Annotated in this window: 25 protein-coding genes and 1 riboswitch; of the genes, 13 read left to right on the forward strand and 12 right to left on the reverse strand. The window is 37.7% G+C overall.

Annotation, left to right across the window (positions count from 1 at the left end; translation table 11 throughout):
• Window positions 1-15 precede the first annotated feature (15 nt).
• Window positions 16-435, reverse strand: a complete 420-nt coding sequence (gene cymR, locus AC0VX1_RS17925; RefSeq protein WP_034308657.1) for a cysteine metabolism transcriptional regulator CymR — start codon at window positions 433-435, stop codon at window positions 16-18.
• 271 nt (window positions 436-706) lie between these two features.
• On the opposite strand from cymR, the gene AC0VX1_RS17930 reads away from it, so the two are divergent.
• Complete coding sequence (locus tag AC0VX1_RS17930; protein WP_475468175.1) at window positions 707-1,978, forward strand: replication-associated recombination protein A; 1,272 nt, start codon at window positions 707-709, stop codon at window positions 1,976-1,978.
• A gap of 538 nt (window positions 1,979-2,516) precedes the next feature.
• Here the strand turns inward: AC0VX1_RS17930 and AC0VX1_RS17935 are convergent.
• Window positions 2,517-2,918: a hypothetical protein gene (locus AC0VX1_RS17935; protein WP_475468177.1), complete on the reverse strand. Its 402-nt coding sequence runs from the start codon at window positions 2,916-2,918 to the stop codon at window positions 2,517-2,519.
• Window positions 2,919-3,071: 153 nt separating this feature from the next.
• Between AC0VX1_RS17935 and AC0VX1_RS17940 the strand changes: the two genes are divergently transcribed.
• Window positions 3,072-3,356, forward strand: a complete 285-nt coding sequence (locus AC0VX1_RS17940; protein WP_475468179.1) for a hypothetical protein — start codon at window positions 3,072-3,074, stop codon at window positions 3,354-3,356.
• 182 nt (window positions 3,357-3,538) lie between these two features.
• Here AC0VX1_RS17940 and AC0VX1_RS17945 read toward each other — a convergent pair whose 3' ends face one another.
• From AC0VX1_RS17945 to AC0VX1_RS17955, 3 genes are read right to left on the reverse strand one after another with little or no spacing between them, the layout of a single operon-like run.
• On the reverse strand, window positions 3,539-4,231 hold the full coding sequence (locus tag AC0VX1_RS17945; RefSeq protein ID WP_475468181.1) for an ABC transporter ATP-binding protein: 693 nt from the start codon (window positions 4,229-4,231) through the stop codon (window positions 3,539-3,541).
• The gene (locus AC0VX1_RS17950) at window positions 4,228-4,605 is read right to left on the reverse strand and encodes a GntR family transcriptional regulator (RefSeq protein WP_034311366.1); all 378 of its coding nucleotides are present in this window, start codon (window positions 4,603-4,605) and stop codon (window positions 4,228-4,230) included. Before AC0VX1_RS17950 ends, AC0VX1_RS17945 begins: the two co-directional genes overlap by 4 nt.
• Window positions 4,606-4,608: 3 nt before the next feature.
• Window positions 4,609-5,400: a hypothetical protein gene (locus tag AC0VX1_RS17955; RefSeq protein WP_475468183.1), complete on the reverse strand. Its 792-nt coding sequence runs from the start codon at window positions 5,398-5,400 to the stop codon at window positions 4,609-4,611.
• 155 nt (window positions 5,401-5,555) lie between these two features.
• Between AC0VX1_RS17955 and tagU the strand changes: the two genes are divergently transcribed.
• Window positions 5,556-6,485, forward strand: a complete 930-nt coding sequence (tagU, locus tag AC0VX1_RS17960) for a polyisoprenyl-teichoic acid--peptidoglycan teichoic acid transferase TagU (RefSeq protein WP_309518706.1) — start codon at window positions 5,556-5,558, stop codon at window positions 6,483-6,485.
• Between the two features lie 465 nt (window positions 6,486-6,950).
• Here tagU and AC0VX1_RS17965 read toward each other — a convergent pair whose 3' ends face one another.
• The 4 genes from AC0VX1_RS17965 to AC0VX1_RS17980 all read right to left on the reverse strand — a co-directional run bounded on the left by AC0VX1_RS17965 (window position 6,951) and on the right by AC0VX1_RS17980 (window position 8,771).
• Window positions 6,951-7,409: a hypothetical protein gene (locus AC0VX1_RS17965; RefSeq protein WP_475468185.1), complete on the reverse strand. Its 459-nt coding sequence runs from the start codon at window positions 7,407-7,409 to the stop codon at window positions 6,951-6,953.
• Window positions 7,410-7,609: 200 nt separating this feature from the next.
• Complete coding sequence (locus AC0VX1_RS17970; protein WP_258249672.1) at window positions 7,610-7,741, reverse strand: YwzD family small protein; 132 nt, start codon at window positions 7,739-7,741, stop codon at window positions 7,610-7,612.
• A gap of 271 nt (window positions 7,742-8,012) precedes the next feature.
• Window positions 8,013-8,150, reverse strand: coding sequence for a hypothetical protein (locus AC0VX1_RS17975; protein ID WP_258249673.1), 138 nt, complete (start codon window positions 8,148-8,150; stop codon window positions 8,013-8,015).
• 492 nt (window positions 8,151-8,642) lie between these two features.
• Window positions 8,643-8,771: an anti-repressor SinI family protein gene (locus AC0VX1_RS17980; protein ID WP_475468188.1), complete on the reverse strand. Its 129-nt coding sequence runs from the start codon at window positions 8,769-8,771 to the stop codon at window positions 8,643-8,645.
• An 18-nt stretch (window positions 8,772-8,789) separates the two neighbouring features.
• Window positions 8,790-8,873, reverse strand: a riboswitch (cyclic di-GMP riboswitch).
• A gap of 993 nt (window positions 8,874-9,866) precedes the next feature.
• On the opposite strand from AC0VX1_RS17980, the gene AC0VX1_RS17985 reads away from it, so the two are divergent.
• The 10 genes from AC0VX1_RS17985 to AC0VX1_RS18030 all read left to right on the forward strand — a co-directional run bounded on the left by AC0VX1_RS17985 (window position 9,867) and on the right by AC0VX1_RS18030 (window position 20,310).
• On the forward strand, window positions 9,867-11,042 hold the full coding sequence (locus AC0VX1_RS17985) for an acyltransferase family protein (RefSeq protein WP_475468190.1): 1,176 nt from the start codon (window positions 9,867-9,869) through the stop codon (window positions 11,040-11,042).
• A gap of 74 nt (window positions 11,043-11,116) precedes the next feature.
• Window positions 11,117-11,860: a YveK family protein gene (locus AC0VX1_RS17990; RefSeq protein WP_475468193.1), complete on the forward strand. Its 744-nt coding sequence runs from the start codon at window positions 11,117-11,119 to the stop codon at window positions 11,858-11,860.
• Window positions 11,850-12,473, forward strand: coding sequence for a CpsD/CapB family tyrosine-protein kinase (locus AC0VX1_RS17995; RefSeq protein WP_475468195.1), 624 nt, complete (start codon window positions 11,850-11,852; stop codon window positions 12,471-12,473). Before AC0VX1_RS17990 ends, AC0VX1_RS17995 begins: the two co-directional genes overlap by 11 nt.
• A gap of 17 nt (window positions 12,474-12,490) precedes the next feature.
• Window positions 12,491-13,129: an exopolysaccharide biosynthesis polyprenyl glycosylphosphotransferase gene (locus AC0VX1_RS18000; RefSeq protein WP_475468197.1), complete on the forward strand. Its 639-nt coding sequence runs from the start codon at window positions 12,491-12,493 to the stop codon at window positions 13,127-13,129.
• 23 nt (window positions 13,130-13,152) lie between these two features.
• Complete coding sequence (locus tag AC0VX1_RS18005) at window positions 13,153-14,145, forward strand: NAD-dependent epimerase/dehydratase family protein (protein ID WP_475468199.1); 993 nt, start codon at window positions 13,153-13,155, stop codon at window positions 14,143-14,145.
• 17 nt (window positions 14,146-14,162) lie between these two features.
• The gene (locus AC0VX1_RS18010; RefSeq protein WP_475468201.1) at window positions 14,163-15,629 is read left to right on the forward strand and encodes an oligosaccharide flippase family protein; all 1,467 of its coding nucleotides are present in this window, start codon (window positions 14,163-14,165) and stop codon (window positions 15,627-15,629) included.
• Complete coding sequence (locus AC0VX1_RS18015) at window positions 15,610-16,830, forward strand: O-antigen ligase family protein (RefSeq protein WP_475468203.1); 1,221 nt, start codon at window positions 15,610-15,612, stop codon at window positions 16,828-16,830. Before AC0VX1_RS18010 ends, AC0VX1_RS18015 begins: the two co-directional genes overlap by 20 nt.
• On the forward strand, window positions 16,808-17,611 hold the full coding sequence (locus AC0VX1_RS18020; RefSeq protein WP_475468205.1) for a glycosyltransferase family 2 protein: 804 nt from the start codon (window positions 16,808-16,810) through the stop codon (window positions 17,609-17,611). Before AC0VX1_RS18015 ends, AC0VX1_RS18020 begins: the two co-directional genes overlap by 23 nt.
• A gap of 5 nt (window positions 17,612-17,616) precedes the next feature.
• Window positions 17,617-18,663 (forward strand): glycosyltransferase family 4 protein, encoded by a 1,047-nt coding sequence (locus tag AC0VX1_RS18025; protein WP_475468207.1) that lies wholly within the window; start codon window positions 17,617-17,619, stop codon window positions 18,661-18,663.
• A gap of 105 nt (window positions 18,664-18,768) precedes the next feature.
• Window positions 18,769-20,310, forward strand: coding sequence for a hypothetical protein (locus tag AC0VX1_RS18030; protein WP_475468209.1), 1,542 nt, complete (start codon window positions 18,769-18,771; stop codon window positions 20,308-20,310).
• A 183-nt stretch (window positions 20,311-20,493) separates the two neighbouring features.
• Here the strand turns inward: AC0VX1_RS18030 and AC0VX1_RS18035 are convergent, their stop codons facing one another.
• The 3 genes from AC0VX1_RS18035 to AC0VX1_RS18045 form a co-directional block, all read right to left on the reverse strand.
• On the reverse strand, window positions 20,494-21,378 hold the full coding sequence (locus AC0VX1_RS18035) for a hypothetical protein (RefSeq protein WP_475468211.1): 885 nt from the start codon (window positions 21,376-21,378) through the stop codon (window positions 20,494-20,496).
• Between the two features lie 340 nt (window positions 21,379-21,718).
• Window positions 21,719-22,750, reverse strand: a complete 1,032-nt coding sequence (locus tag AC0VX1_RS18040; RefSeq protein ID WP_475468213.1) for an SDR family NAD(P)-dependent oxidoreductase — start codon at window positions 22,748-22,750, stop codon at window positions 21,719-21,721.
• On the reverse strand, window positions 22,725-24,101 hold the full coding sequence (locus AC0VX1_RS18045; RefSeq protein WP_475468215.1) for a UDP-glucose dehydrogenase family protein: 1,377 nt from the start codon (window positions 24,099-24,101) through the stop codon (window positions 22,725-22,727). The genes AC0VX1_RS18040 and AC0VX1_RS18045 overlap by 26 nt, the downstream gene beginning before the upstream one ends.

Consider the following 24,101-nt stretch of genomic DNA (forward strand, 5'->3'; position numbering starts at 1 on the left):
CGCATTGCTGATCAATTAAATATAGTACATATAAGAATCGATTTCACCCGTATCCTTGTAGCTCGCCAAATCCATAAGCGTCGTATTATCCAATACATCCTTCACGGCATCGCGAATCCTGATCCAAAGCTGACGCTTCACCGGCTCTTCATCCTCGATTCCCTCAACAGGCGTAATCGGCCCTTCCAATACACGAATGACATCACCTGAAGTAATCTCCTGAGGATCTTTGGACAGGACATACCCGCCATACGCACCGCGGACACTCTTCACCAACCCCGCATTGCGAAGCGGAGCAATCAACTGCTCCAAATAATGCTCCGACAAATTATGCGTCTGGGCAATCGATTTCAAACTCTTCGGGCCTTCTCCATAATGTTTAGCAAGCTCGATCATGATCGTCAAACCATAACGGCCTTTAGTAGATATCTTCATACATATACACCCCAAATTATTTATCCGTTTCTAAATTCTTTTGAAATTATAGCATATTCGCGCCGGAAATGCATTCACCCGCCCTTCCTTTGTCAAATTATCCTAATTGGAGAGGTAGGATAAGTGGAAATAAAGAATGAAATGTAAACCGCTCGAGGGGCAGATCGAATTATTCGAGACCACCATAATAGGAATCCCCCTCTTTTTATAGCATAATCAGCGCATTTCCCCCATCAGTTGTGATACCTTATATAAAAAGGAGAGGTGCGCAATGAATATTAAACCGCTTGCTTTCCGGATGCGGCCTCGATCGATTGATGAAATCATCGGGCAGGAGCATCTGGTCGGTGAAGGAAAAATTATCGCAAGGATGGTCAAAGCCAAGCAGCTTTCTTCCATGATCCTGTATGGTCCCCCGGGAATTGGCAAGACATCAATCGCAAGTGCGATTGCCGGAAGCACGAAGTTTGCGTTCCGGACGCTGAACGCAGTGACCAATAATAAAAAGGATATGGAAATCGTGGCAGCCGAAGCAAAAATGTCCGGTAAAGTGATTTTGCTGCTTGATGAGGTTCATCGGCTCGATAAGGCGAAGCAGGATTTCCTATTGCCTTATCTTGAAAACGGAATGATCACCCTGATCGGTGCAACGACCAGCAATCCCTATCACGCCATCAATCCGGCCATCAGAAGCCGGTGCCAGATTTTCGAGCTCAAATCATTGGTAACCGAGGATATAACCAAAGCGCTGGAACGGGCACTTCATGATGAAGAGCGGGGACTTGGTGCATATGAAACCGAGGTTAGCTTTGATGCCCTTACCCATTTCGCGACTGCTTCGAATGGAGATGTCCGCAGTGCCCTTAACGCACTTGAGCTCGCCGTCATTTCCACAGAACCCTATGAGTCCGGAACCATTCATATAGATCTGCAAATTGCCGAGGAATGCATGCAGAAAAAAAGCTTCTCGCATGACAAGGATGGAGATGCCCATTATGATGTCCTGTCCGCTTTCCAAAAATCAATTCGCGGCAGTGATGTGAATGCCGCCCTTCATTATTTGGGTCGCTTAGTCGAAGCCGGCGATCTTGTAAGCATCGCCCGCCGTTTGGTAGTCATCGCTTACGAAGACATAGCTCTTGCCAACCCCCAGGCTGGCCCCAGGGCCCTCGCTGCAGTCGAAGCCGCTGAACGACTCGGTTTTCCTGAAGCCCGGATTCCACTTGCCAACTCAGTGATCGAATTATGCCTATCACCCAAATCGAACACGGCCATTGTCGCAATCGATGCAGCTCTATCAGACATTCGCAGCGGCCATAGCGGCGATGTACCAGATCATCTTAAGGATGCCCATTACAAAGGGGCCACAGAACTCGGCCGCGGCATCGACTACCTTTATCCGCATGACTACGAAAATGGCTGGGTGAAGCAGCAATACTTACCGGACAAACTGCGCAGCAAAAAATATTACAAACCGAAAAAGAGCGGGAAATTTGAACAAGCACTTGCCTCGGTCTATGAAAATATCGAGAAAAAGAAATAACTCCGGATCACTTCAAATCCGGAGTTTTTTTATTGAAAACTTTCAACATGCCTCATGTTGACAAAACTGCCTCCCCATTGTTCATTCATCATCTCAATGATGCCATCTTTCACCGCACTGATCATCCCACTAATCTAACGGACGCAAACTAAATTGAGCACGGACCAGTTTTTTGGTTTGTAAACAGAAAAGTGTACAGCCACATTCCACTTAAACTTATTTCTATTAAAATCCCTACTGCATGAATTTCCCAAAGAGATCCAGTTCAATATATTGACCATTATCCCGCAAAAAACCACCAGTAAGCCATTGTGTTTTAATCATCCCTAGGCAATATGTACAATTGTCAGCCAAACACCCTGGCTAGGTCCTTTCTTAAGAAACCGCTTAAAACTAAATTCCCTTTGAATTGCCTTGCTTGGCCAATTTTTCTCGTATCTAGTAAATGGATTACAATCCTAGCGTCAATTATGAGTCTAGCGGCATGTCCTTTTACAAAAGAAGGCACAACAACTCTTTGGTTGCTGTACCTGTATGGTCAATCTTCGTCTTTATAGATACCCTTCGATGCTTTAATCATATTATCCAGCCACATTTTCTTAAATACGTTCACACGGCGAGGAGTGCCATTTCCCTCACCCTCAGCTGAATTTTCAGTTTCTTCTGCAGCCTCGGAAAGGATTTCAGTTGAACTGCTTTCATCTGAAGAACTTTCCGTTGAGCTGCTTTCATCTGATGAGCTTTCCGTTGAACTGCTTTCATCTGATGAACTTTCCGTTGAGCTGCTTTCATCTGATGAGCTTTCCGTTGAGCTGCTTTCATCTGATGAACTTTCCGTTGAATCACTTTCGTACGATGAGCTTTCCGTTGAATCACTCTCGTACGATGAGCTTTCCGTTGAATCACTCTCATACGAGGAACTTTCCGTTGTATATTCCATTTATTCTTTAACCTCCAAAATTTATTTATCCTCTAGGGATATCCGTACTGCATATATATGTTCCTACTTTCTAATAGGGACTTTGCTTATCACCCATTTTTAAGTAAATCTCCGTTCTAATTTAACTAGTTGTTAAATCTGATTAGCTTTCAGTTGAACTACTTTCATCATCTGATTGGCTTTCCGTTAACTCACCCTCGTCTGATGAGCACACTCTCGTACGATGAGCTTTCCGCTGAATCACTCTCGTACGATGAGCTTTCCGCTGAATCACTTTCGTATGATGAACTTTCCGTTGAATCACTTTCGTATGATGAGCTTTCCGTTGAATCGCTCTCGTACGATGAGCTTTCCTCTGAATCGCTCTCGTATGAGGAACTTTCCGTTGAATCGCTTTCGTATGAGGAACTTTCCGTTAAAAATTCCATTTGTGCTTAGCCTCCAAGACTTATTTATTCTTTAAGGATATCCGTATCATATATATGCGCCTTCTTTCTTGGAGGGACTTTGCTTATCACCCATTTTGACTGGTTCAATTCATTAGATTCATAGTTTTTCTCATTCCAAACAAAAAAGTAACCTCGGACTCTTTTCCGAAGCTACTTTATTATTCCTTCATATTAGCTATGATGTCCCTTTAGCCAACCGATCACTGATTTCCCACTAGATTCTCGAAGACCCTCGACACTCTCCTTAGAGATGATCTCGCCATCCTTAATCAGAATGACTTCATCAAGGATTTTATCGATTTCCTCGATTTCATGAGTCGCCATGATAACCATTTGCCTTTCAAAATCGATATAAGACAGCAAGCTCCGTACAATCGAATCCCGGACCATAACGTCCAACCCAGAGAATGGTTCATCCAATAACACGACAGGTGCCTCCCGAGACAAAGCTAGCACTAATTTAAGCCTTCCGCGATTACCTTTCGACATCGTACGGACCTTCTTCCGTACATCCAATTTCATGAATGCCAGCATTTCAATTGCCTTATCCCGATTAAAATCAGCAAACTGAGAGGCATGAAAATCAATATACTGACCTGCCGTAAAATGAGGATAAAAAAAATCAAGCTCTGTCAGATAAGAAACATGTGAAGCCGACCTCCTGCTTACCGGCACCCCACCGACCGTAACCTCTCCTTGATCCGGTTTGACGAGACCGGCAATCAGTTTGAGCAATGTTGACTTACCGCTTCCATTGGTCCCTAACACCCCATAAATCTTCCCCACTTCAAACGTGAGTGTTACACCATCAAGGGCAGCAATGCTGCCATACTTTTTAGATACATCATACAGCTCAACCGTCATTCCGCATCCCCCTGCTTCTTCAGAAATTGCTGTACTGCTGTAAGCATTTCTTCTTTCGACAAGCCGATTTCTTTCATGTTCTCAACGAATGTCTCAATAACTTCCGTTTGAATCCTAGTACGCAATGAAGCAATCAGCGCAGGATCACTTTTAACGAATGTACCCTGCCCCCTTCTCGTCTCCACGATTCCATCCCTCTCAATCTCGGTATAAGTGCGTTGGATTGTATTCGGATTGACGCCCATCTGGACAGCCATTTCGCGAACCGATGGCAGCCTATTCCCACTCTTTATCTCACCGCGTAATATTGAATAACAAATTCGATCTGCAACCTGTAAATAAATCGGCTTTGATGCATGGAATTCCTCAGACATCATTTACACCTCAATCTTTCGATCCAAGAGCCAACATGAAGCTAGGAACAATATCAATAATCCAATAACATCCAATCCGCTTGTCAAAAGCGAAATATTCCCTCCGCCTTCCAAATAAAACTCCAAATTGGTTTTAGATAAGCTAAACGATGACGAACCGCTAAATGCCGGTACAGCCCATATTTCATCCAGTTTCTGATATACCTTTGTATTTCCAACCCAATTTTTCAACAAAATCATTCCTATAAACAAAAAAAACACAAACAGCCAACGAATATTTTTAATAAGTTGAATCCTTGCGAGTGCATGATACACTACCCATAAAAACATCATAAGCACTGCAATGACAATACTGACCGCCGTCAAAACCCCGCCTATCTGTAACAAGCCACCTAATTCCGTTATATTTTCCACCTGAAAGTCTTGCTGAAAATAACTAGTCGGAACCTTAAAAGCCACAAAAACTAAACAGCTGGCAAATAAAATGGAAACCACTTGAAACAGCACACTTGACAATAATTTACTTCCAAGCAACATCGCCGCAGACTGGGGATTGTAAATCCACAATTGCGTCTTCCCATCATAATTCAAACATCCAAAAATCAAAGAGAACATAATAAATGGCTGCAAGATCATGATTACCCATGTAGACATATAAAAAATACCTGCAACTTCCCAATACCTGGATACTAAAAAAGAAATAATCACAAATCCAACTTGCGCAACCAACAACCACAAAAGTGTGGATTTCCCAATCAACCACTCCTTTAGCACTAAACCCTTAAATGAATTCAATTTTTCCAACCCCTTAAAAATTGTTCTAGCTACATAGTACACAGTTACACTAAAATATGTCAAAGGTATTATAAAATAGTAAAATATACTATTCTTTTACTATGAAATTAAATATAATAGATGAAGTGGTTACAAAAAGAGGAAGGAAGTAAACTATGAGACATGAAAAAAAGAAGAAAAAGAAACGGACATGGCTGAAGGTAGTCGGGATAATTGTCCTACTTTTTATACTAGCTGGGGGAGCCTTTGCCTACTCCGTATGGAATTCACTTACTAAAACCGTTGACACGATGCATACACCAATAGACCGTACCACCGATAAACGAACGAAGGACCTTGCACTGTCAGATCAAGAGCCATTCTCGATGCTCATGCTTGGTGTCGATGAACGTGACGGCGACAAAGGCCGTTCAGATACTATGATCGTCTTAACAGTCAATCCACAAAAGAAATCGGTCAAAATGCTAAGCATTCCGCGTGATACACGGACCGAGATCGTCGGTCATGGGACACAGGATAAAATCAACCATGCATTTGCCTTCGGCGGCGCGAAAATGTCCATGGATACCGTTGAAAACTTCTTGGATATCCCAATCGACTATTATATGAAGATCAATATGGAAGGCTTTAAGGATATCGTTGATGCAGTCGGCGGCGTGACCGTTCAAAACGATTTGGACTTTACATCAGATGGCATTCATTTTGCAAAAGGTACGCATACCCTTAACGGTAAAGAAGCTCTTGCCTATTCAAGAATGAGACATGATGATCCAAGTGGTGATTTCGGCCGTCAATCCAGACAACGTTCCATCATCGAAGCAGTCATCAAGGAAGGCGCAAGCCTTTCCTCCCTGACGAAATACAATGAAGTCTTCGATGCACTCGGTAATAATATCCAGACTAATTTGACGTTTGATGACATGATGGACATCCAGAAGAACTACAGGGACGCAAGCAAAAGCATTACCCAGTCGTCCATAAATGGCAATGGAACGAAAATCGACGGAATCTACTATTATATTGTGTCGGATGAAGAAAAAGAAAAGGTACAATCCGAATTAAAAGAACAATTATCCATAAAATAAGAAAAAATGAAAGAGCTGTCCGGACCCGCATCCTGACAGCTTTTTCATTTTCCCCGTCCAATATTCTGACAAAAAACGAACACCAATTGTAGAGATTTGTTGGAATTTTTGTTGTTTATTAGGCATTAAAAGACGGTATAATCTAATATGAGCTGACAATCCATCTTCCCCTTGCCCCTATAAATCACTTGACACTATTATTCTCTGGACCCAGAAATTCCATCATCCGTCATTCATCACCTATAATAAATAATCCTAAAACAAAAGGAGTGTATTTGTATGAAAATCAAAGCAGGCAGCTGGGCTATGCTAAGCACACAGGACAAAATGTTTATTTTGAAAGCCATCAGTGACCGTTCAAGAATGAAATATGTTTCATGAGAAGTAAATCTATTAGGCATTATATGAGAGCAGCGCCTCTCCCTTTTCAATAAAACGAACTTGAGCCTGAAAAAGGAGAGGAATCTATTCAAACTGATAATCCCATAATATACGCCATTCGCCTTTTTCTTTGACGGCATAGCAATTTTGTTTCAAAGTAAACATTCCATAGCGAGAATTGAAGACCTGTGTAACTGGAATTTCATAGGCCGTTTTATGCAGCCTTCCACTCTTATCCAACTTCCAGTTCTTCACTTTCTTAGAATGGCCTACATCATACTGAAAGGACTCCACATCCATATGCTGTAAAAATACATGTGACCGATTTTGCACATAATCTGCCTGATTCGGAAACCGCTGCTTCATTTCAGAACTTAACAATACCCAGGACTTCCCGAACTCCGCTTTACTTTCATACTCATAGAAATCTTCAACCACGCTTTTTGATCCGCTGGGAAAAAGAAAAATGATACAGGCTCCTACAGCTAAAACCACGAGAATAGCCGTCAATACTCCTATTGGAATCTTACTGATTCTCCTCACCCTCATCACCCTCACAGGTTATGTTTCATATATATATATAATGGAAAACCATAAAAAAGAAGCATGTTGTTAAACATGCTCCTTAAGTATATGTATCTGAAATGATTTCTTAGGTTCATTGACGCCTTCTCCATCGATAAAAGAAAAGAAGATGACGGTCGCCCATAAAACGAGCAAAATGGGGAAAAGGTATCTACGGATCATATACTATCAGGTTGTTCAATGATCCCGCTTAATTTCTCCTTAATCTCCTCCACAAGTTCATTTACAGTAACATCTTGTCCAAACTCACCCTTGGCAAAAGTGTCTTTTAAAATATCAAAAAAATCCATTCGAAATTTCCACTCCAATATATAATTGAGCCACCATTTCATACTGTTGTCCTAATCCTTTTTTCAAATATAAGGAATATAGCTCATTTATTTGATAATCACATATATAGTAGGAATTGGCAAGCATAAACTAGTTTAATAACCAAAAATTTACCCAATTTTAACATTTCTGAAATATCCCTTAGGAATGAACTAGTAAGTTTTAGGTAAATACGTGTGGATATAAGAAAACAAAAAAGGACCGATTCCTCGGCCCCTCTGATAATACATATTATGCTTGTCCCATAAAATAAGTCATTAATGAAATTAATACTAAAGTAATAGCGATATAAGTCCCAATAAAAATTTTCTTGCTTCTCTGTTTCTTTTCATAAACTTCCTCGAACGTAATGAATTTATTTTTTTTCATCAAATAATCTCCTTATATTTTGATGGAGCTATCTGACATCGCCTTTTGCGAGGTCCCTTTGCTTGATCTCTATAATGTAATATCGGCATATAACCAAAAATATTTAGGCATTATTAACTACTTTTTTAATAGGCGATATTTCTCAAATGTGTAGAAGGTTAAGACTAACGCATTATGTACAATAACTAAATTCTATGATTATCCTGTTAAATCCTGCCTAGGTATCATTTTAATATTTAAATTTATTAAGCGCTTACTTTATAAAATTCATTATTATTTTTATCCAACCTAAAAATGCCAACCATAACGGTACACTAAATACAGTTCCCCACATTAATCCCTTCAAAAAGGCAATAGGTACATCCATAATAAAAATCCCCCTCAATAAGGTTGCATTTTTATTATCATAGCCATGTTATTTATTCTGGATACCTTTTACGTTAATGAAAATAAAAAAAGAAGACTGTATAACAGCCTTCCCTAACGTAATTTTTATCCCTGATTTGTTTTTTCCAGTTCATTTTCCTTGATGAACTCCCGCACATCTTCAATAGATAATCCTAGATTTTTAGCCTCTAACATTAAATAAACCCATTCTTCCAGTTCGTTGTTAGCTTCCATGATAAACCCCACCCAGCTTGTGGTAACACAGCCGTCTTAGCATGTAGCCTTAGACCTGTAATTTTGCGTCCCTACTTTTCAATAGGTTTGCCTTTTTCAAGAATATTTCACATTATGATCTTCCTATTTTGGTTCATGGAGTCAATTTTTTCATTCTTTCTTTTTAAGAAATCGTAATAGCCCATGAATTTTTTCACTAAGTATTTAATACTATATTCATGTTAATTATACTTAAAATCCTGTCCATTAATTAAAATACTTTTCGTTAATTTCCGCCATCATTCTACAATATTCTTCAAATAATAACTAGATATCTAGGAATTTTTATCAATCACAACAAGGTAAATAGGGAGTAATATTAAAACAAAGCATTACGTTAACTTTCTTCGACGTTTATTAAAAACTTTCATAAAAATACTTCCTTCTTCTGTTTTAAAAAACTTAACTCCAACTAATTTTAAAGGTGTCCATATTTCTCTCATTTGGTATAAAGGCATTAAAGATCATCCTTTCTTCTATAAATTATTAATTGGGCTTTTTCTTTTAAAAGTGACAGGTATATATCAAATAGTAACATCTATTATTTTACATTTTTTGTTACTTTATTTTTATTCTTCGATAGAATTAACATAACAAACAAAATGTTCTTTATAACGAATAGTTAAATTGAAATTACCATCTTTACATTATTATGTCAATTGGTTTCTTAGTTTATTCTATTTGCATATTTAGTAGTTTATTTCCCTCTTACAGGAATAATAAACATCACCTGTATGTCTAATCCACAACTTGCTAACTAATCCCCAAACTTCCATATCTTACATTAAATTTATGGTAGTGGGAACAGGATTTATCCATTGGCCAAAGTCTTGAAATTATTAAGGCATTTGTGTTCCGACTTTCAACTATGCTCCTTTTTATTAATTGACAAAAGTTTTTTCGCCCATTAAACATTTCATAATTGAGCCTAAAAATTAGGATATGATGGTTAATTTTGTATTTTTCTGTCTTTTCTTGTCTGTTTTAAAGAACTAACTATACTTTATTAAGAACAAGTGCTATATTATAAAAAAAACGGTTCTTATGGAGGAGGATATGACTAGATATGAGGAATTCGACTCATTAAGGGGTTTAGCCGCTCTCATTGTGTTAATTGGGCATTATTTGATGGTATACCCTTCATATGCTAATTATCAGTATGGTTCAAGCAGCTCCTACATGATTTATTTGTTCAAGGAAACTCCTTTACGCCTTTTTTTCAGTAGTGGAAATGAGTCTGTCATTCTATTCTTTGTATTAAGTGGTTTTGTTTTGTATTTATCAGTTAATAGTGCTAAATTCCACTATTCTACATACTTAATAAAACGAGTGTTTCGAATTTATATACCATATCTAGTAGCAATAGGCATGGCTATATTGGCTAAAATGCTTTTAAGCCAAATTGATTTGCCCTATATCACTGACTGGTTTAATAAATCTTGGACAGGCCCAGATACTCCTTCCTTATTAATAGAACATCTTTTGTTTATAGGGCAGTACAATACAGACGCCTATAACAATGTTATATGGTCTCTTGTACATGAAATGAGAATTTCAATTATATTTCCTTTACTGATTTTTTTATTTATACGAAAAAAGCTTAAAGACTCTTTATTATGGCTTTTTGTTTTAATTTTTTCGTCGACTATTTTTTTGTTTTTGTTTGGTTCTGGTGGCGATATAACCAGCATTCTTCTAAGTTTCCACTACTGTACTCTTTTTTTAATGGGAGCAATAATAGCGAAATATCGACATGGGCTTTTTTCCTACACCTTGAAAATGAAAAAACCTGTAAAAATCGCATTGTTGTTGGGTGCAATTATCTGTTTTATGTACGAAGGCATCATTGGTGAAGTGGATTTTTTAAACAATTATATTTTCAGGGATTATGTAGTCTCGTGCGGTGTTTGCATTTTTATTTTCATGAGCGTGTCTTCCCAGAAAGTTTCAAAGATTTTGAGGTCTAGAATGCTAACTCTTCTTGGGAAAATTTCCTATAGCTTGTATTTGTACCATCTTATATCCTTATTCTCATTGATGTACCTTTTCTATAACAAGCTGCCTACCGTTTTAATATTGATCTTTTCATTTTTCTTATCTTTTTTACTCTCTTCAGCGTCCTATTTACTCGTGGAAAAACCATGCATGAGGCTCGGAACGTATTTCACAAGAAACAAACAAGAAAAAGTAATATCCAGAGATTCGATAGCTTTAAAACGTAAAATAGGATAATTCCAACTATTATATAAAAATTCTTTGCAAGTTGTGAACGTATTCTTACTATCTCTAAAAAAGTGGTGAAATCGATGAATGAAAAAGTAAAAATTAAAGATTTTATACGAATCTTAAAAAAGCGAATATTTATCATTATTCTATCTACCCTTTGTATTACTGGTTTCATTATTTTTTCGTCCATGTACCTTATGAAACCAACTTATCAGTATTCCACTCAAGTTCTGGCAGGATCTTTAAGTATGGATGAAAAGGAATCTTCCATAAACAAAGTTCAAGAGAACAGACAGCTTGCCCTTTCATATATGGATATCATTAAAAGTCCACAGATCATGTTAGGAGTTAAAGAGGAATTGAATCTTAAGACTTCTAGCTATGACTTACTTAAGCAAGTTTCCATTACTAATCGAGATAATTCCCAAATCATCACGATTACCGTCAAGGATTCAAATCCTGAATCCGCTAAAGACATCGCCCAAACTGTCGCGAGGCATTCGATATCTAATTTTAAAGACATTACAAACGTTAAACAGATTAGTATTCTCAATGATAATGAAATGGGACAAGCAGAACTGCTTTTCCCAAAGCCAAAATTCATCATAGCCATTTCAATCGTAATAGGCTTTTTTGCTGGAATAGGCTTAGCACTTCTTAGAGAGCACTTTGATGATTCAACCTACTCCGATAGGGAGCTTGAACTTCTTGGAATTCCATTATTAGGGAGGCTGAATTTGAATACCAAAAGAATAAACAGAAAACGTAAAACAACATATAAAACCTTACCTTCCACAAAACGGGGTGAATATAGTGAGTATTAAATTCACAAGGAAACAATCCTTTTACCTAAATGAAATCAATAAAGAGCAATTTTATTCGATATGTAACAATATCGAGTCCAACCTTCATAAAGACGATTCAATATTAATGATTACATCTCTTTCACAATCACAGAATATTGTAAATGCATCAGCGTACTTAGCACTTGCCTTTTCTGAGCAGCGTAAACGAGTCCTGGTAGTGGATGCTAATCTGCGCCAACCTTCGCTGCATCAAGTGTTTAATATCGATAATTCATTCGGTTTGACCAACTTGCTTTTAAACGAGGAGCCCAAGATTAACGAACATGCTATACATATAAAGGGTCATCTATTCTGTATCCCTACAAGCGAAGCCATTTATGAACCAGCAACATTATTAACATTAGAAACCCTTCCAACCCTGATTGAAGAGTGGAAGAAGGATTTTGACATCATTTTATTTCATACATCAGACAGCTTAAATAAACCTGATGCAAATATCGTTGCTAAATATTGTGATGGCATAATATTAGCGATACAAGAAGGCAGAGATAAGTTAGAGAAAATTGCCGGTGTGAAAATGCAATTTGAAAGGGCAAATCTTGAAATTTCAGGATCAATGATCATTTCTTAATTCAGGGAGGATAACCAGTGGATTCGAAAGTCAGAGTCGATAGGCAGGAAGAAATCCTGATAAAGCCACTATCGACAACATCTAATTTTTATATAAAGCGCGTTATGGATATTATTATCTCGTTTTTTATGCTAATACTTACAGCACCTATTTTACTTTTATTCTGTATTCTTATCCCTATTGATTCAACTGGCTCCCCTTTTTTTTATCAGCAAAGACTAGGCCTGGATGGGAAGCCCTTCAACATGATTAAATTGCGTTCCATGGGCATCGATGCCGAAAAAAATGGTCCGAAGTGGGCAAGTGCAAATGATTCCAGGGTGACTAGAATAGGAGCCTTTATACGAAAAACACGGATTGATGAAATCCCTCAGCTTATTAATGTTTTAAAAGGAGATATGTCACTCATCGGGCCAAGACCTGAAAGAGAATTTTTCTATAAAGAATTTGAAAAGTTTTTGCCTGGCTTTAAAAACCGTTTATATGTAAAACCTGGAATTACTGGATGGGCACAAGTAAATGGGGGGTATGATTTATCACCAAAAGAAAAGCTGCATTACGACCTATATTATATTCAACACCGCTCATTTGCTATGGAAATCAAGATTTTGTTCCGAACATTGACCATAGTCTTTACTGGTAATGGAGCTAGATAACCTAAAAAAAGGGGTAGTGAAAAATGAAAAAAGTACTAGTAACTGGGGGCTTTGGATTTATTGGTTCTCATATAGTTGATACATTAATCCGTAATAATTATGAAGTGGCTATATATGATAACCTCTCCACCGGATCTATCGGAAATGTCCAGGCCAAAGTCACTCCCTTCTTTGGAAATGTTGAAGATGAGGTCCTGCTTGAAAATGCGATGGAGACATTTAGGCCTGACTATGTCATTCATCAAGCTGCACAAGTAAGTGTACAACAATCCATTTCGGATATTACGAATGATGCACGAATCAATATCATGGGAACGATAAACATCGCTAAACTCTCTCACAAGTATGCCGTTAAAAAGATCGTGTTTGCCTCATCAGCAGCTGTATATGGAGATGCTGATGTCATGCCAATCACATTATCACATCTTACCTCTCCATTATCACCCTATGGTGCATCAAAAAAAACGGCAGAGGATTATCTAAAGCTTGCTAAAGAATTATACGATTTAAATTATGTGAATCTTCGATACAGCAATGTCTATGGACCAAGACAGACAGCTAGCGGCGAAGGCGGTGTTATATCGATTTTCACTAATCTTGTCATAAAAAATGAGCGGCCCGTCATTTATGGAGACGGTACTCAAACAAGGGATTTCATCTATGTAAAGGATGTAGCCGATGCCAATCTGAAAGCGTTGGAATATGAAGAAAGCGGCACCTTCAATGTCTCATCAACCACCAGTACAAGCATCAATCAATTAATTTCGATTATTCAATCCTTTGGCAGCCATGATTTATCTCCTATTTATCAGCCAGCGAAAAATGGGGATATCAAAGAAAGCATACTCTGTAATAAAATGACACTTCAAAAATTGGCTTGGCATCCCGCCTATTCACTTGAACAGGGTCTTGAGAGCACATATGAATATTATTTAAACCAAAATCAGCCTTCTTTAACAAGAAAGACAATTCAATCAACTGCACCACTACTCAACCCAACGACTTTATCGTCATAAAATCGGGAGCGAATAAAGTGAATACAAAGAAAAACTCTATTTTAAAAAATATTGTCCATTTATTTTACAGTACCATTCTATCCAATGTTCTTAATGCGGCGACTCTCATTTTATTAGCTAATTACTTTAACTCAAAGAACTATGGAATTTTCAGTGTGGCATTGGCTCTCGCCATGGTCATGAACTTTTTCACTGACCTCGGGACAAGTAATACTTTTTTAAGGGAAGGATCAAAAAAGGAAAACCTAGGAAGAACATTTTCTTCCTATATTAAGATTCGGATTGTTTGCTCCCTTTTGACCTTTTTTGTTTTTTTTGCCGGCATTCATATTCTTTATCAAGAACAAAAAATTCTTTATATGATCTATAGCTTAATGATTCCAATGGTCATTGGCCTGGCGATGCAAAGTATAGGGATAACCTATTTTCAATTAACTGAAAGGATGCAATTCATCGCGTCGATAAAAATCTTCTCTTCTTTTGCGTTGATACTTTCAACCACGGTGAGTATGGGTTTAAAAGTGGATGTTCATCTAGCAGCCTTTTTATATGGATTCTCGTATTTAGCCGGTGGATATTACAGCCTTTATTTACTGCTGAAAAAAGCGGAAATACAATGGAAGTCTCCTTTTGAAAAACAATTATTAACGAATCTCAGTCCGTTTTTAATCAGTGGGTTATTTATTATGCTAACCCCACAATTGGGACCATTGGTGCTGGAAAAAACACTGCCTTTAGCGCTTGTCGGCCTCTTTGCAGTAGCCTATCGGATTCCTTCTGCTTTATACCAAATACCAGGAGTCATCGCAGGCGCCTTTTTTCCGCTTTTATTTAAGCGATACAACCAAGGTGAGCTTGCAGAACACACAAGATTGAATATCTTGCAAATGAAAATCATGTCCTATATCGGCATGTGCATGACTATTACCTTATTCTACTTGGCCACTTATCTCGTCACCATTTTATTTGGACCCGAGTGGGGATCTGCGGTTCAGCCTTTAAAAATATTGGCTTTTATAATCGTTCTGCAAGGCTTTAACATTGCCATTGCTGACGGTCTCACAACAAGGGGATTACAAAACCGGCGTACAATTGTCCAGTTCATAACCATCACTGTTGGTTTCGCTTCTTTCTATTTTCTAAGCGTTAACTATGCAGTGGCTGGCTCAGCTTTTGCCGTCCTTACCATGGAAATCGTCTCATTCATTGGCTATGTCGCTGCCAACCCGGAAAAAAGAACGGTATTCTTCAAGGTCATCCTGCCGTATGGTACCTTCTTTTTCATTAGTTTCATACCGATGCAAAACTTATTATCCAAGTATCCTTTTATAGCCATGATTTCTACCATCATTTTCGTCACTGCTCTAATTTTGCTGCTTGATAAGAACATCAAGCAATTAATCGTTGGCTTCATTAAAAAGAAAACTGCTACCGAACATTTACAAGATGGGAGACAAAAAGAGAATGGAAAGATTGCTAATTAATAAAAACACCTCTATCTGGTCAGTCTTTCTCTTGTTATTTTTTATTACGCTCAGTAAATATAATATCTCCATTGGTTTTTCTTTAAAAATTTACATGGTTTTTCTTGCCATTTTCTTTTGCATTCATTTTCGGGATTTTTATTTCCATACCCTTTATCATTATGAAATCCTTTTGCTTTTATTTTATTTCACCTATTGTCTGAGCGGCGCGTTTTCTCAGTATCCTGAATCGAGCATTCGGGTCATTCTAGGAGTGATACTCGTACTTGGCTGTTATTTCATCATGAGATATGTATTGGAGCTAACTTCTTTAGATGCGATTGAGAAATCGATTGTAAATGTCGGAATCATCTTTAACGTCATTAGCCTATTATTATACTTCATTGGAATACAGGTGACAGGAAGATTTCCAACAGGTGTTGAGATTACATCATATGGATTATTATTGGACCGGGATTATCCAAGATTAATCGGTTTGCTGGATGACCCAAATATCTTCATTTTTTTTAACACAATCTTTTTTTCCTATTATTTAACCAATTTAAAGGGATTCAAGCATTCAATTGGATTCCTCCTATGTATGATTACTTCCCTTCTGACTTTTTCTAGAGGCGGTATTTTAGCGCTTGTACTGGTGGTCGTTTTGTACATGCTGTTAGCTAATTTCTCAAAAAAAATCAAAATGTTAGCTGTTTCCTTATTATTTTTAGGGGTGATATATGTTGCTGGATCTTTTATCAATATAGATCTCAATGAAATCGTCACGAGCCGCATTTCTGACTTTTCAACAGATGGGGGAAGCGGAAGGTTTGAATTATGGGGGCAGGCGATCAACTACTTTGTGTCAAATCCCCTTTTTGGCATTGGCGCTTTTAATTTTTCCGATTATTACGCTTTTGAGCATAATGAAAAACTATATGTTCACAATACGTATCTCGAGGTTTTAGTAGAGTCTGGAATCATTGGTTTTCTTTTTTACCTTTCCTTTTTATTGATGCTTATACTCACCTTATTCAAGACTAAATTACATAAAGAAAAACCGTTCATTGTTCTAACTCTTTTTGCTTTCTTAATACAGATGATGTCCCTTTCACTCATGATTAATGAAGCATTTTTTTCCTTTTTAGCACTAACTTTAAAATATATTTCGGTATATGAGAAAAAAGAGGTGGAATGTAATGACCTACAGCAAAAAGGATGATAGACCTTTAGTTTCCGTGATAACTCCTTCTTATAACTGCTCGTCTTTTATCCCTGAAACGATAAAAACTGTCCAAGATCAAACCTATTTTAACTGGGAGATGATCATTGTAGATGATCAATCAAAGGATGATTCTGTTTCTATCATTAAAACCTTTGCAGAGCACGATTCACGGATCAGACTTATTCCCTTATCCAAGAATGTCGGAGCTGCCCGCGCAAGAAATATAGCCATTAAAGAAGCCAACGGAAAATATATCGCGTTTCTTGATAGTGATGATTTATGGCTCCCAACTAAATTGGAAGAACAAGTCGCATTTATGCAAAAGGGAAAACTAGCATTCTCTTTCACCTCCTATTCTTTAATAGATGAAGAAGGTAAGTCTCTTGATGTTGAAGTAAAGGCACCTAAAGAGGTGGATTATAAGCATCTGATTGGAAATACAACAATTGGCTGTTTAACCGTGATGCTGGATAGGCTGCAATTCAAGCATATCGAAATGCCCGATATTCAGCCTGAAGATACTGCATTATGGCTGTTACTGTTACGACAAGGATATAAAGCGCATGGCTTACCAAAAGTCTTATCCAAATATCGGATTGTAAGTAACTCTACTTCAAGAAATAAATTTAAGGCTGCTTACCGATATTGGAAGCTGTTACGAAGCCAGGAAAAATTAAGCTTTGTAAAAGCTAACTTCTATTTTAGCAAGTACGCCTATAACGCATACAACAAAAACAGAGGTTCACAGCCTGCCTCTTTACAAAATGGAGGGAAATAAGGTATATGAACAATGTCCTGCTACTTACAGATAAACTCATAATTGGCGGAGCTGAGATGTATTTTTGCAAATTGGAAAACCATCTCCAGGATGAAAACATGACGTTTTACTCTGCTGCTGCGACTGGGGAATTATACAAGCAAATTCATAACAAACAACAATTCATTCCTTTAAGCTTAAAGAATCACCTTGCCAACCTTAAAATACTGACTAAAGAAGTCCGCTTAAAACACATCAATGTCATTCATGCCAATAGCTTACGAATGCTGCTATACTCGATCGCCATCAAGAAGCTTACCAGAAGAAATATCAAGCTGGTGTATACCAAGCATAATGTAACCATCCTAGAAAAAAAGATGCCCTTTCTATTTAAAAGAGTGCTGAATCAGCATGTGGAAGAAATTATTGCAATTAGTAATTTTGAACGGGATAACTTACTTCAGCTTGGTGTTAGGAAGGAGCTTATTCGGACGATTTACAATGGCGTAGATGTAGAGCACTTTTCTTTTAAACAATTACAGCCTAAAGAAACCTTCAATGTAGGAATCTTAGCCCGCTTATCAAAGGAGAAAAATCATGAACTTTTCTTAAAAATCGTTAATGAGTTAAAGGATGTTCCTAATGTGATGTTTTATATTGCTGGTGATGGACCGGAGCGGGATTCTGTAGAAAAAATGATTAAAGACTTAAAGTTACGCCATAAAGTGGTGCTCTTAGGCAATGCCTCCAATCCATATGAATTTATATGCAATATGGACGTACTTCTTTTAACATCACTTAGAGAAGTTTTTCCGATGGTCGTCCTGGAAGCAATGGCAGCCGGAACACCAATTATGTCAGTCGATGTAGGCGGCATTAAAGAGGCGGTTGTGGACCATGAAACCGGGATTCTCATTTCACAGCATTCAGAACAGGAATTTGCCAAACAAATAAAAGCGCTTCAAGATAGTGTAGATTTAAGACAACGCTTGGGAAGTAAAGCGAGACAAAAAGTAGAAGAATCCTTCTCCCTCTCGAATATGATTCATTCTACAATGAAAACCTATCAATGAACAAAAAACAAACGATGACCTCGTTTGTTTTTTGTTTTTTATACCTATACATACTTTTTGGACAAGCATATGCTATATAACATCACCATAAAAGGAGTGTTATATATGGCAGACCCACTCAACCTCCCTGAGGATTGCCAGAACAGGAATGTCGCTAATATAGATTGTTTTGGCGCCGATCCGAATCTAGCGGATAATTCACCAGCCATTCAAGCAGCGATTGATTATTGTGTAGATAATAACTACTCTAAAGTTGTCATTACAGGGAAGAAACAATATATCCTCTCCTCCCCCATTGTCATTAAGCAAAATGTCCATCTAGAAATTGATCCGACGATAACATTAATCGTTAAAGGTAATTTCCAGGTTTTTGAGCTTCAAAAGGATGCTTCCCTCTCCGGCGGGACGATTGAAGTAGTCGATACTAGCTTCAATTCATCCGTCATTTTTCTTTCCGGGGCGCAGCAAATAGAAATCCATAATCATACAGCTATATCGAATATCAATATTATTAATCGTACAACAACATATCAAGGTATCGCCATCCATTTATACTGTAACAAAGCATGGGATTTCATCAGCTTCTTTAAGGCAAGCTCCCTCCAAATTACAAACTTCCATACAGCCCTCTATTTAAAAACCGAAAAACTATCAAATGTAGATACCCCATGCTGGATTAATGCCAACTCCTTCGAGTCCATCTTTATAGATGGCTGCCAGTATGGAATCGAGATTGTCGGAAGCAGTGATCTACCTTACGAAATTTCCGGAAATATGTTTACCGGAATCCAAGTTCAATGCCGGAGCCAAACAAAGAAAGTCATCCGTTGTTCGGGTGCCTATAATTTTTTTGAAGGAGTTATATGGGATACCTATCGTATGGATGCTCCTCCTCTGGTCATCGAATTCTCTTCTACATCTCATCACAACTACCTCTTTTCGAACCAAGTAGCTACATCAATTCTAGACCGTGGCCAATACAATCGGTGCACATCGCCACATGAAGAATCGCTTCAAGTATATCCACCTATTGCCTTAGGAAAAGCCCATCTGGTCGGGAATCAAGACGATATTTTAGTAAGTGCAAACGTCCGCTACGCTGTACGTCAGCTTTCTGGAAAGGCTCCTTATGGAGGAAATATCAATAACTGTTTCAATTTACTCGATGAGCAAAGTGTAAATTACCTCGATGTGCCTAGTTCGCAACCGGTAGTGATTGAATTGGATTTTACCAAACAGCCTATTAAAATGCTAAATTGCTTTGGTATTTATTTTGGATGGAATGAAAGTCCCAGCCGAGTATTGATTGAATATCAACAAAGCTTAAATGGACCATGGACTGCAGCTAAAAATCTCCCATTTAATGCAGGTAACACGGTAATCTCAGAAACAAGAGCAGAAACACTGTACAAGATTAGACTGACGTTAAGCGGCTATACACAAGAGCACAAACGATTCCGGATCAATCGGCTCTTCGCAAGATCATCGTTACAGCAAGGTGCAGCTTGGCTACCGACTACAGGCGGAACATTATATGGAGATTTAGAACTTCAAAAGGGGAAAGCTGTGACAATGGCTTCACCAAACGGAACAAAGTGGAAAGTGACTATTAATGATCAAGGGCAAATTATCACTACAAAGCTTTGACTATTAATATTAAAAAACTGGCATATATACCTTTTATCCACAGAAGAAAGAATTATTCCCCAGTGATAAAGATTAATAGTACCAGCAATTACATTACAGGGTGTATGCCTATCTATTAGCTGCTAATCACCCTTTTCAATTTTATTATCACTTCAAGATATTGGCTTGACCTCTGTCAGCTATTCAACTTATAGGCAGAGATGGGATATCAATGCTAGTTCCCATGCTATTATCCTTAAGTTCAATAACCTCGTTTTGCAGTGTGATTTTGTCCAGATCCCAAACCATTCCCTCAAACTTATTGTATTGCCCACTTATCTTCAAAATGCTCTTTGTTTTGCCTGAAGGCTGTATCTGTAAGCTAGTAAATTGATTACCACTAACCTCATTCGGTACGGTAGAGTTACTATCTATGTAAATCATATTGACACAATCTTCTAATGATAGGTTAAAAAAACGATTAGCATTGATCCAGGTCTTACCAGAAGACGGTTTTTTAGCTATTAGTTTTACTCCAGTCTCCATTCCTGCAACTTTGACATTTTCAAAGTTCACGAAAGAAATCTCATGTTCTTTACCGCCAGCATACAATGATAGCCCTGTACCCTTATTACTCTCAGACCAGTTAATGATATTTACATCCTTCACTTGCGTTTTGTTCCAGGTATTATAATATTTATACTTACCATCTAAGTAAATGACCTCTGAATCAAATTCAGCATCATTTATCACTACATAAGCACCCTCTATGGAAGCATTCTGCTCAAGCTCAAGCACCCTGAAATTCCCCTCAACAATGAACTTCGTTCCGTATCCAAATAATAGCCTAACACCTTTCCTAACTTTGATCGGTGATGAAACCGAATACTCCCTATCATCCAGCATAACCGTCTTTAACTTATTGGCCTTTGCATGATCAATGGCAGCCTGTATCTTTGCAGAATCATCGGACCCTTTAAAATCTTCAACGTATATCTTTTCTTTGTGATTTGATAGAGAATGTTTCTGCTGAAAAATGAAGAAAACAATCAGCAAAAAACATAAGGAAAAAACGATGATTTTTTTCATGAAATTCATCCTTTTTAAAGTTTTTTATTTAGGTGACTCCTACAGGAGATAAGAGTCTCCCATCAATTTTTGCATAATAGTTTCAGTAACTGTCAATATAAAAGTACAGACAGCTAAAAAATGTTTCAATTTTAACAAATATGACTGAAATGTTTGTGGGCTTTAATTATGAAGGAAATGTAGGACTATCACGAGGTATATATAATAATAGAAGAATCCCTTTTCGAGTTTAAAAAAAGACAAAGAGCTTTCAAAAACACTCTCTGTCTCTATTAATCTTAGAAAATTCTTAGGGCCTGGCATCCAAAAAAATTTCATACCATTTATCAGTTTACTATTGTTACTTTTTATTATAATATTCCACATACCAATTTGCGAACTTTTGCAAACCCTCTTCTATTGAAGTTTCCGGTTTAAATCCGACAGCCTTCTGCAGCAAATCAGTAGAAGCATAAGTAGCAGGTACATCTCCAGGTTTGATTGGTTCGAAAACCTTATTAAATTCAACCTCTTTACCTAGAGCATTACTTAAACATTTCTCCAAAGCTCCAATGAAAGCCATCAACTTTTCAGGATTATTGTTTCCAATGTTAAATACTTTGTGAGGAACGTCATTATCTCCAACTGAAGGATTAGATAGAAGCCGTTCTATTCCCTCGATAATGTCATCAATGAAGGTGAAGTCCCTATATAAGTCATTTTCAAAATCACCATTGTTAAAGATCTTAATTGGTTCACCAGCAAAATACTTATCAGTAAATCCAAAGTAGGCCATATCCGGTCGTCCCATAGGTCCATAAACCGTAAAGAAACGGAGTCCTGTAGTAGGTATATTATATAGATGACTGTATGTATGGGCCATCAATTCATTAGATTTCTTAGTTGAAGCATAAAGCGATACAGGATTGTCCACAAAATCCGTTTCTTCAAATGGAACCTTTTTGTTAGCTCCATAAACTGAACTGGAAGAAGCATAGACAAGATGGTCGACAGGATAGTGCCTGCAAGCTTCAAGTATGTTGTAAAAACCAATGATATTACTTTGAATGTACACATCTGGATTCTCGATCGAGTATCGTACTCCCGCTTGTGCAGCCAGATTTACTACAATATTAGGTTTATACTCTTCGAAGATATTGGAGATCATCGCTTTGTCAGAAATATCACCCTTAATAAAGGTAAATTTCTCATAAGGTTTAAGCTGCTCCAAACGAGCATATTTAAGCTTCACATCATAGTAATCATTTATATTATCAACACCGATCACATTACAGCCCTGTTCTAATAGTTTTCTTGATAAGAAAAAACCGATGAAACCTGCCGCTCCAGTAATCAAGTATGTTTTACTAGGATCTAGGGATTTGTAATTCAACTTGTTTCGACTCCTTTATAGCTTCTCTACTTGCAGGTTTTCTTCCAATGGAGTGATACTCCACACCTGATTTTTGCATTTCTTCAACATTATAGATATTTCTTCCGTCATATACTAAAGGAGTCCTCATCAACTTTTTATATGTTTCAGGAGTTAATGCTTTCACTTCTCCCCATTCAGTAAAAATAAAACAGACATTTGCACTTTCTAAGGCATGCTCTATATTCGCAACATACGTGATACTGCCTTTGCCATTTTTACCTTCTGGATACACTCTAGCAAAATTCTCTGCTCCAACAGGATCAAAAGCATAGATATCGGCACCTTGTTCTAATAATAAAGGCACGTTCTCAAGAGATGCAGCCTCTCTTAAATCGTCAGTCCCAGGCTTAAAAGTCAATCCTAGTACAGCTACCTTAAGACCATTAAACGTAATCAGTCTTTTACTAGCTTTTTTATATAGCATCGTCTTTTGGTCCTTGTTCACATCAATGGCGGCTTTGACGGTTTTAAGCTCGTAACCGTTTTGTCTTGCCAGATACTCCAATGCTTTAGTATCCTTTGGAAAACATGAACCTCCATAACCAATACCTGCGTTTAAAAACTTGCTTCCGATACGATTATCGAAGCTCATCCCTCTAGCAACATCCTGTATATCCGCGCCAACAAGTTCACAAAGGTTGGCGATATCATTCATATAAGAGATTTTAAGAGCAAGAAAATCATTGGAGGCATACTTGATCATTTCTGCGGATCTTCTATTGACTGAAACAACAGGTAAATGAAATGGCTCATAAATATTCTGCATCAGTTCTTCAGCCCATTTACTTTCCGTTCCGATAATGATCCGTTCGGCATGCAGTGTATCATGCACAGCAGAACCTTGTGCCAAGAATTCCGGGTTCGATACAACTTCCACCTTAACATCATTAACCAAAAAGTCTTGAATAAACTGCTCGACTTTATCATTCGTTCCAACCGGGACCGTAGATTTCACCACAACTAAACTGTCCTTTTCCACTGATTCAGCAATTTGCCTTGCGACTGTTGCGATGTAAGAAAGATTGGCAGAACCATCTGATTGCTCTGGAGTACCGACACCGATAAAGATCGCATCAGCATCCTTATAGGCTGATTTATAATCAGTTGTATAATCAATCCTTCCAGCAGTGTAATTCTTCTGCATTAAGTCTTCTAAATCTGCTTCATAGATAGGAGAAATCCCAGACTTCATTACGTTTACTTTATTTTCATCTATATCAACACAGGTTACTTGATGACCAACTTCAGCAAAACATACACCTGCCACTAAGCCAACATACCCTGTTCCAGCTACTGCTATTTTGTACAT

The sequence above is a fragment of the Peribacillus sp. QJM3NY_7 genome, assembly GCF_056173225.1.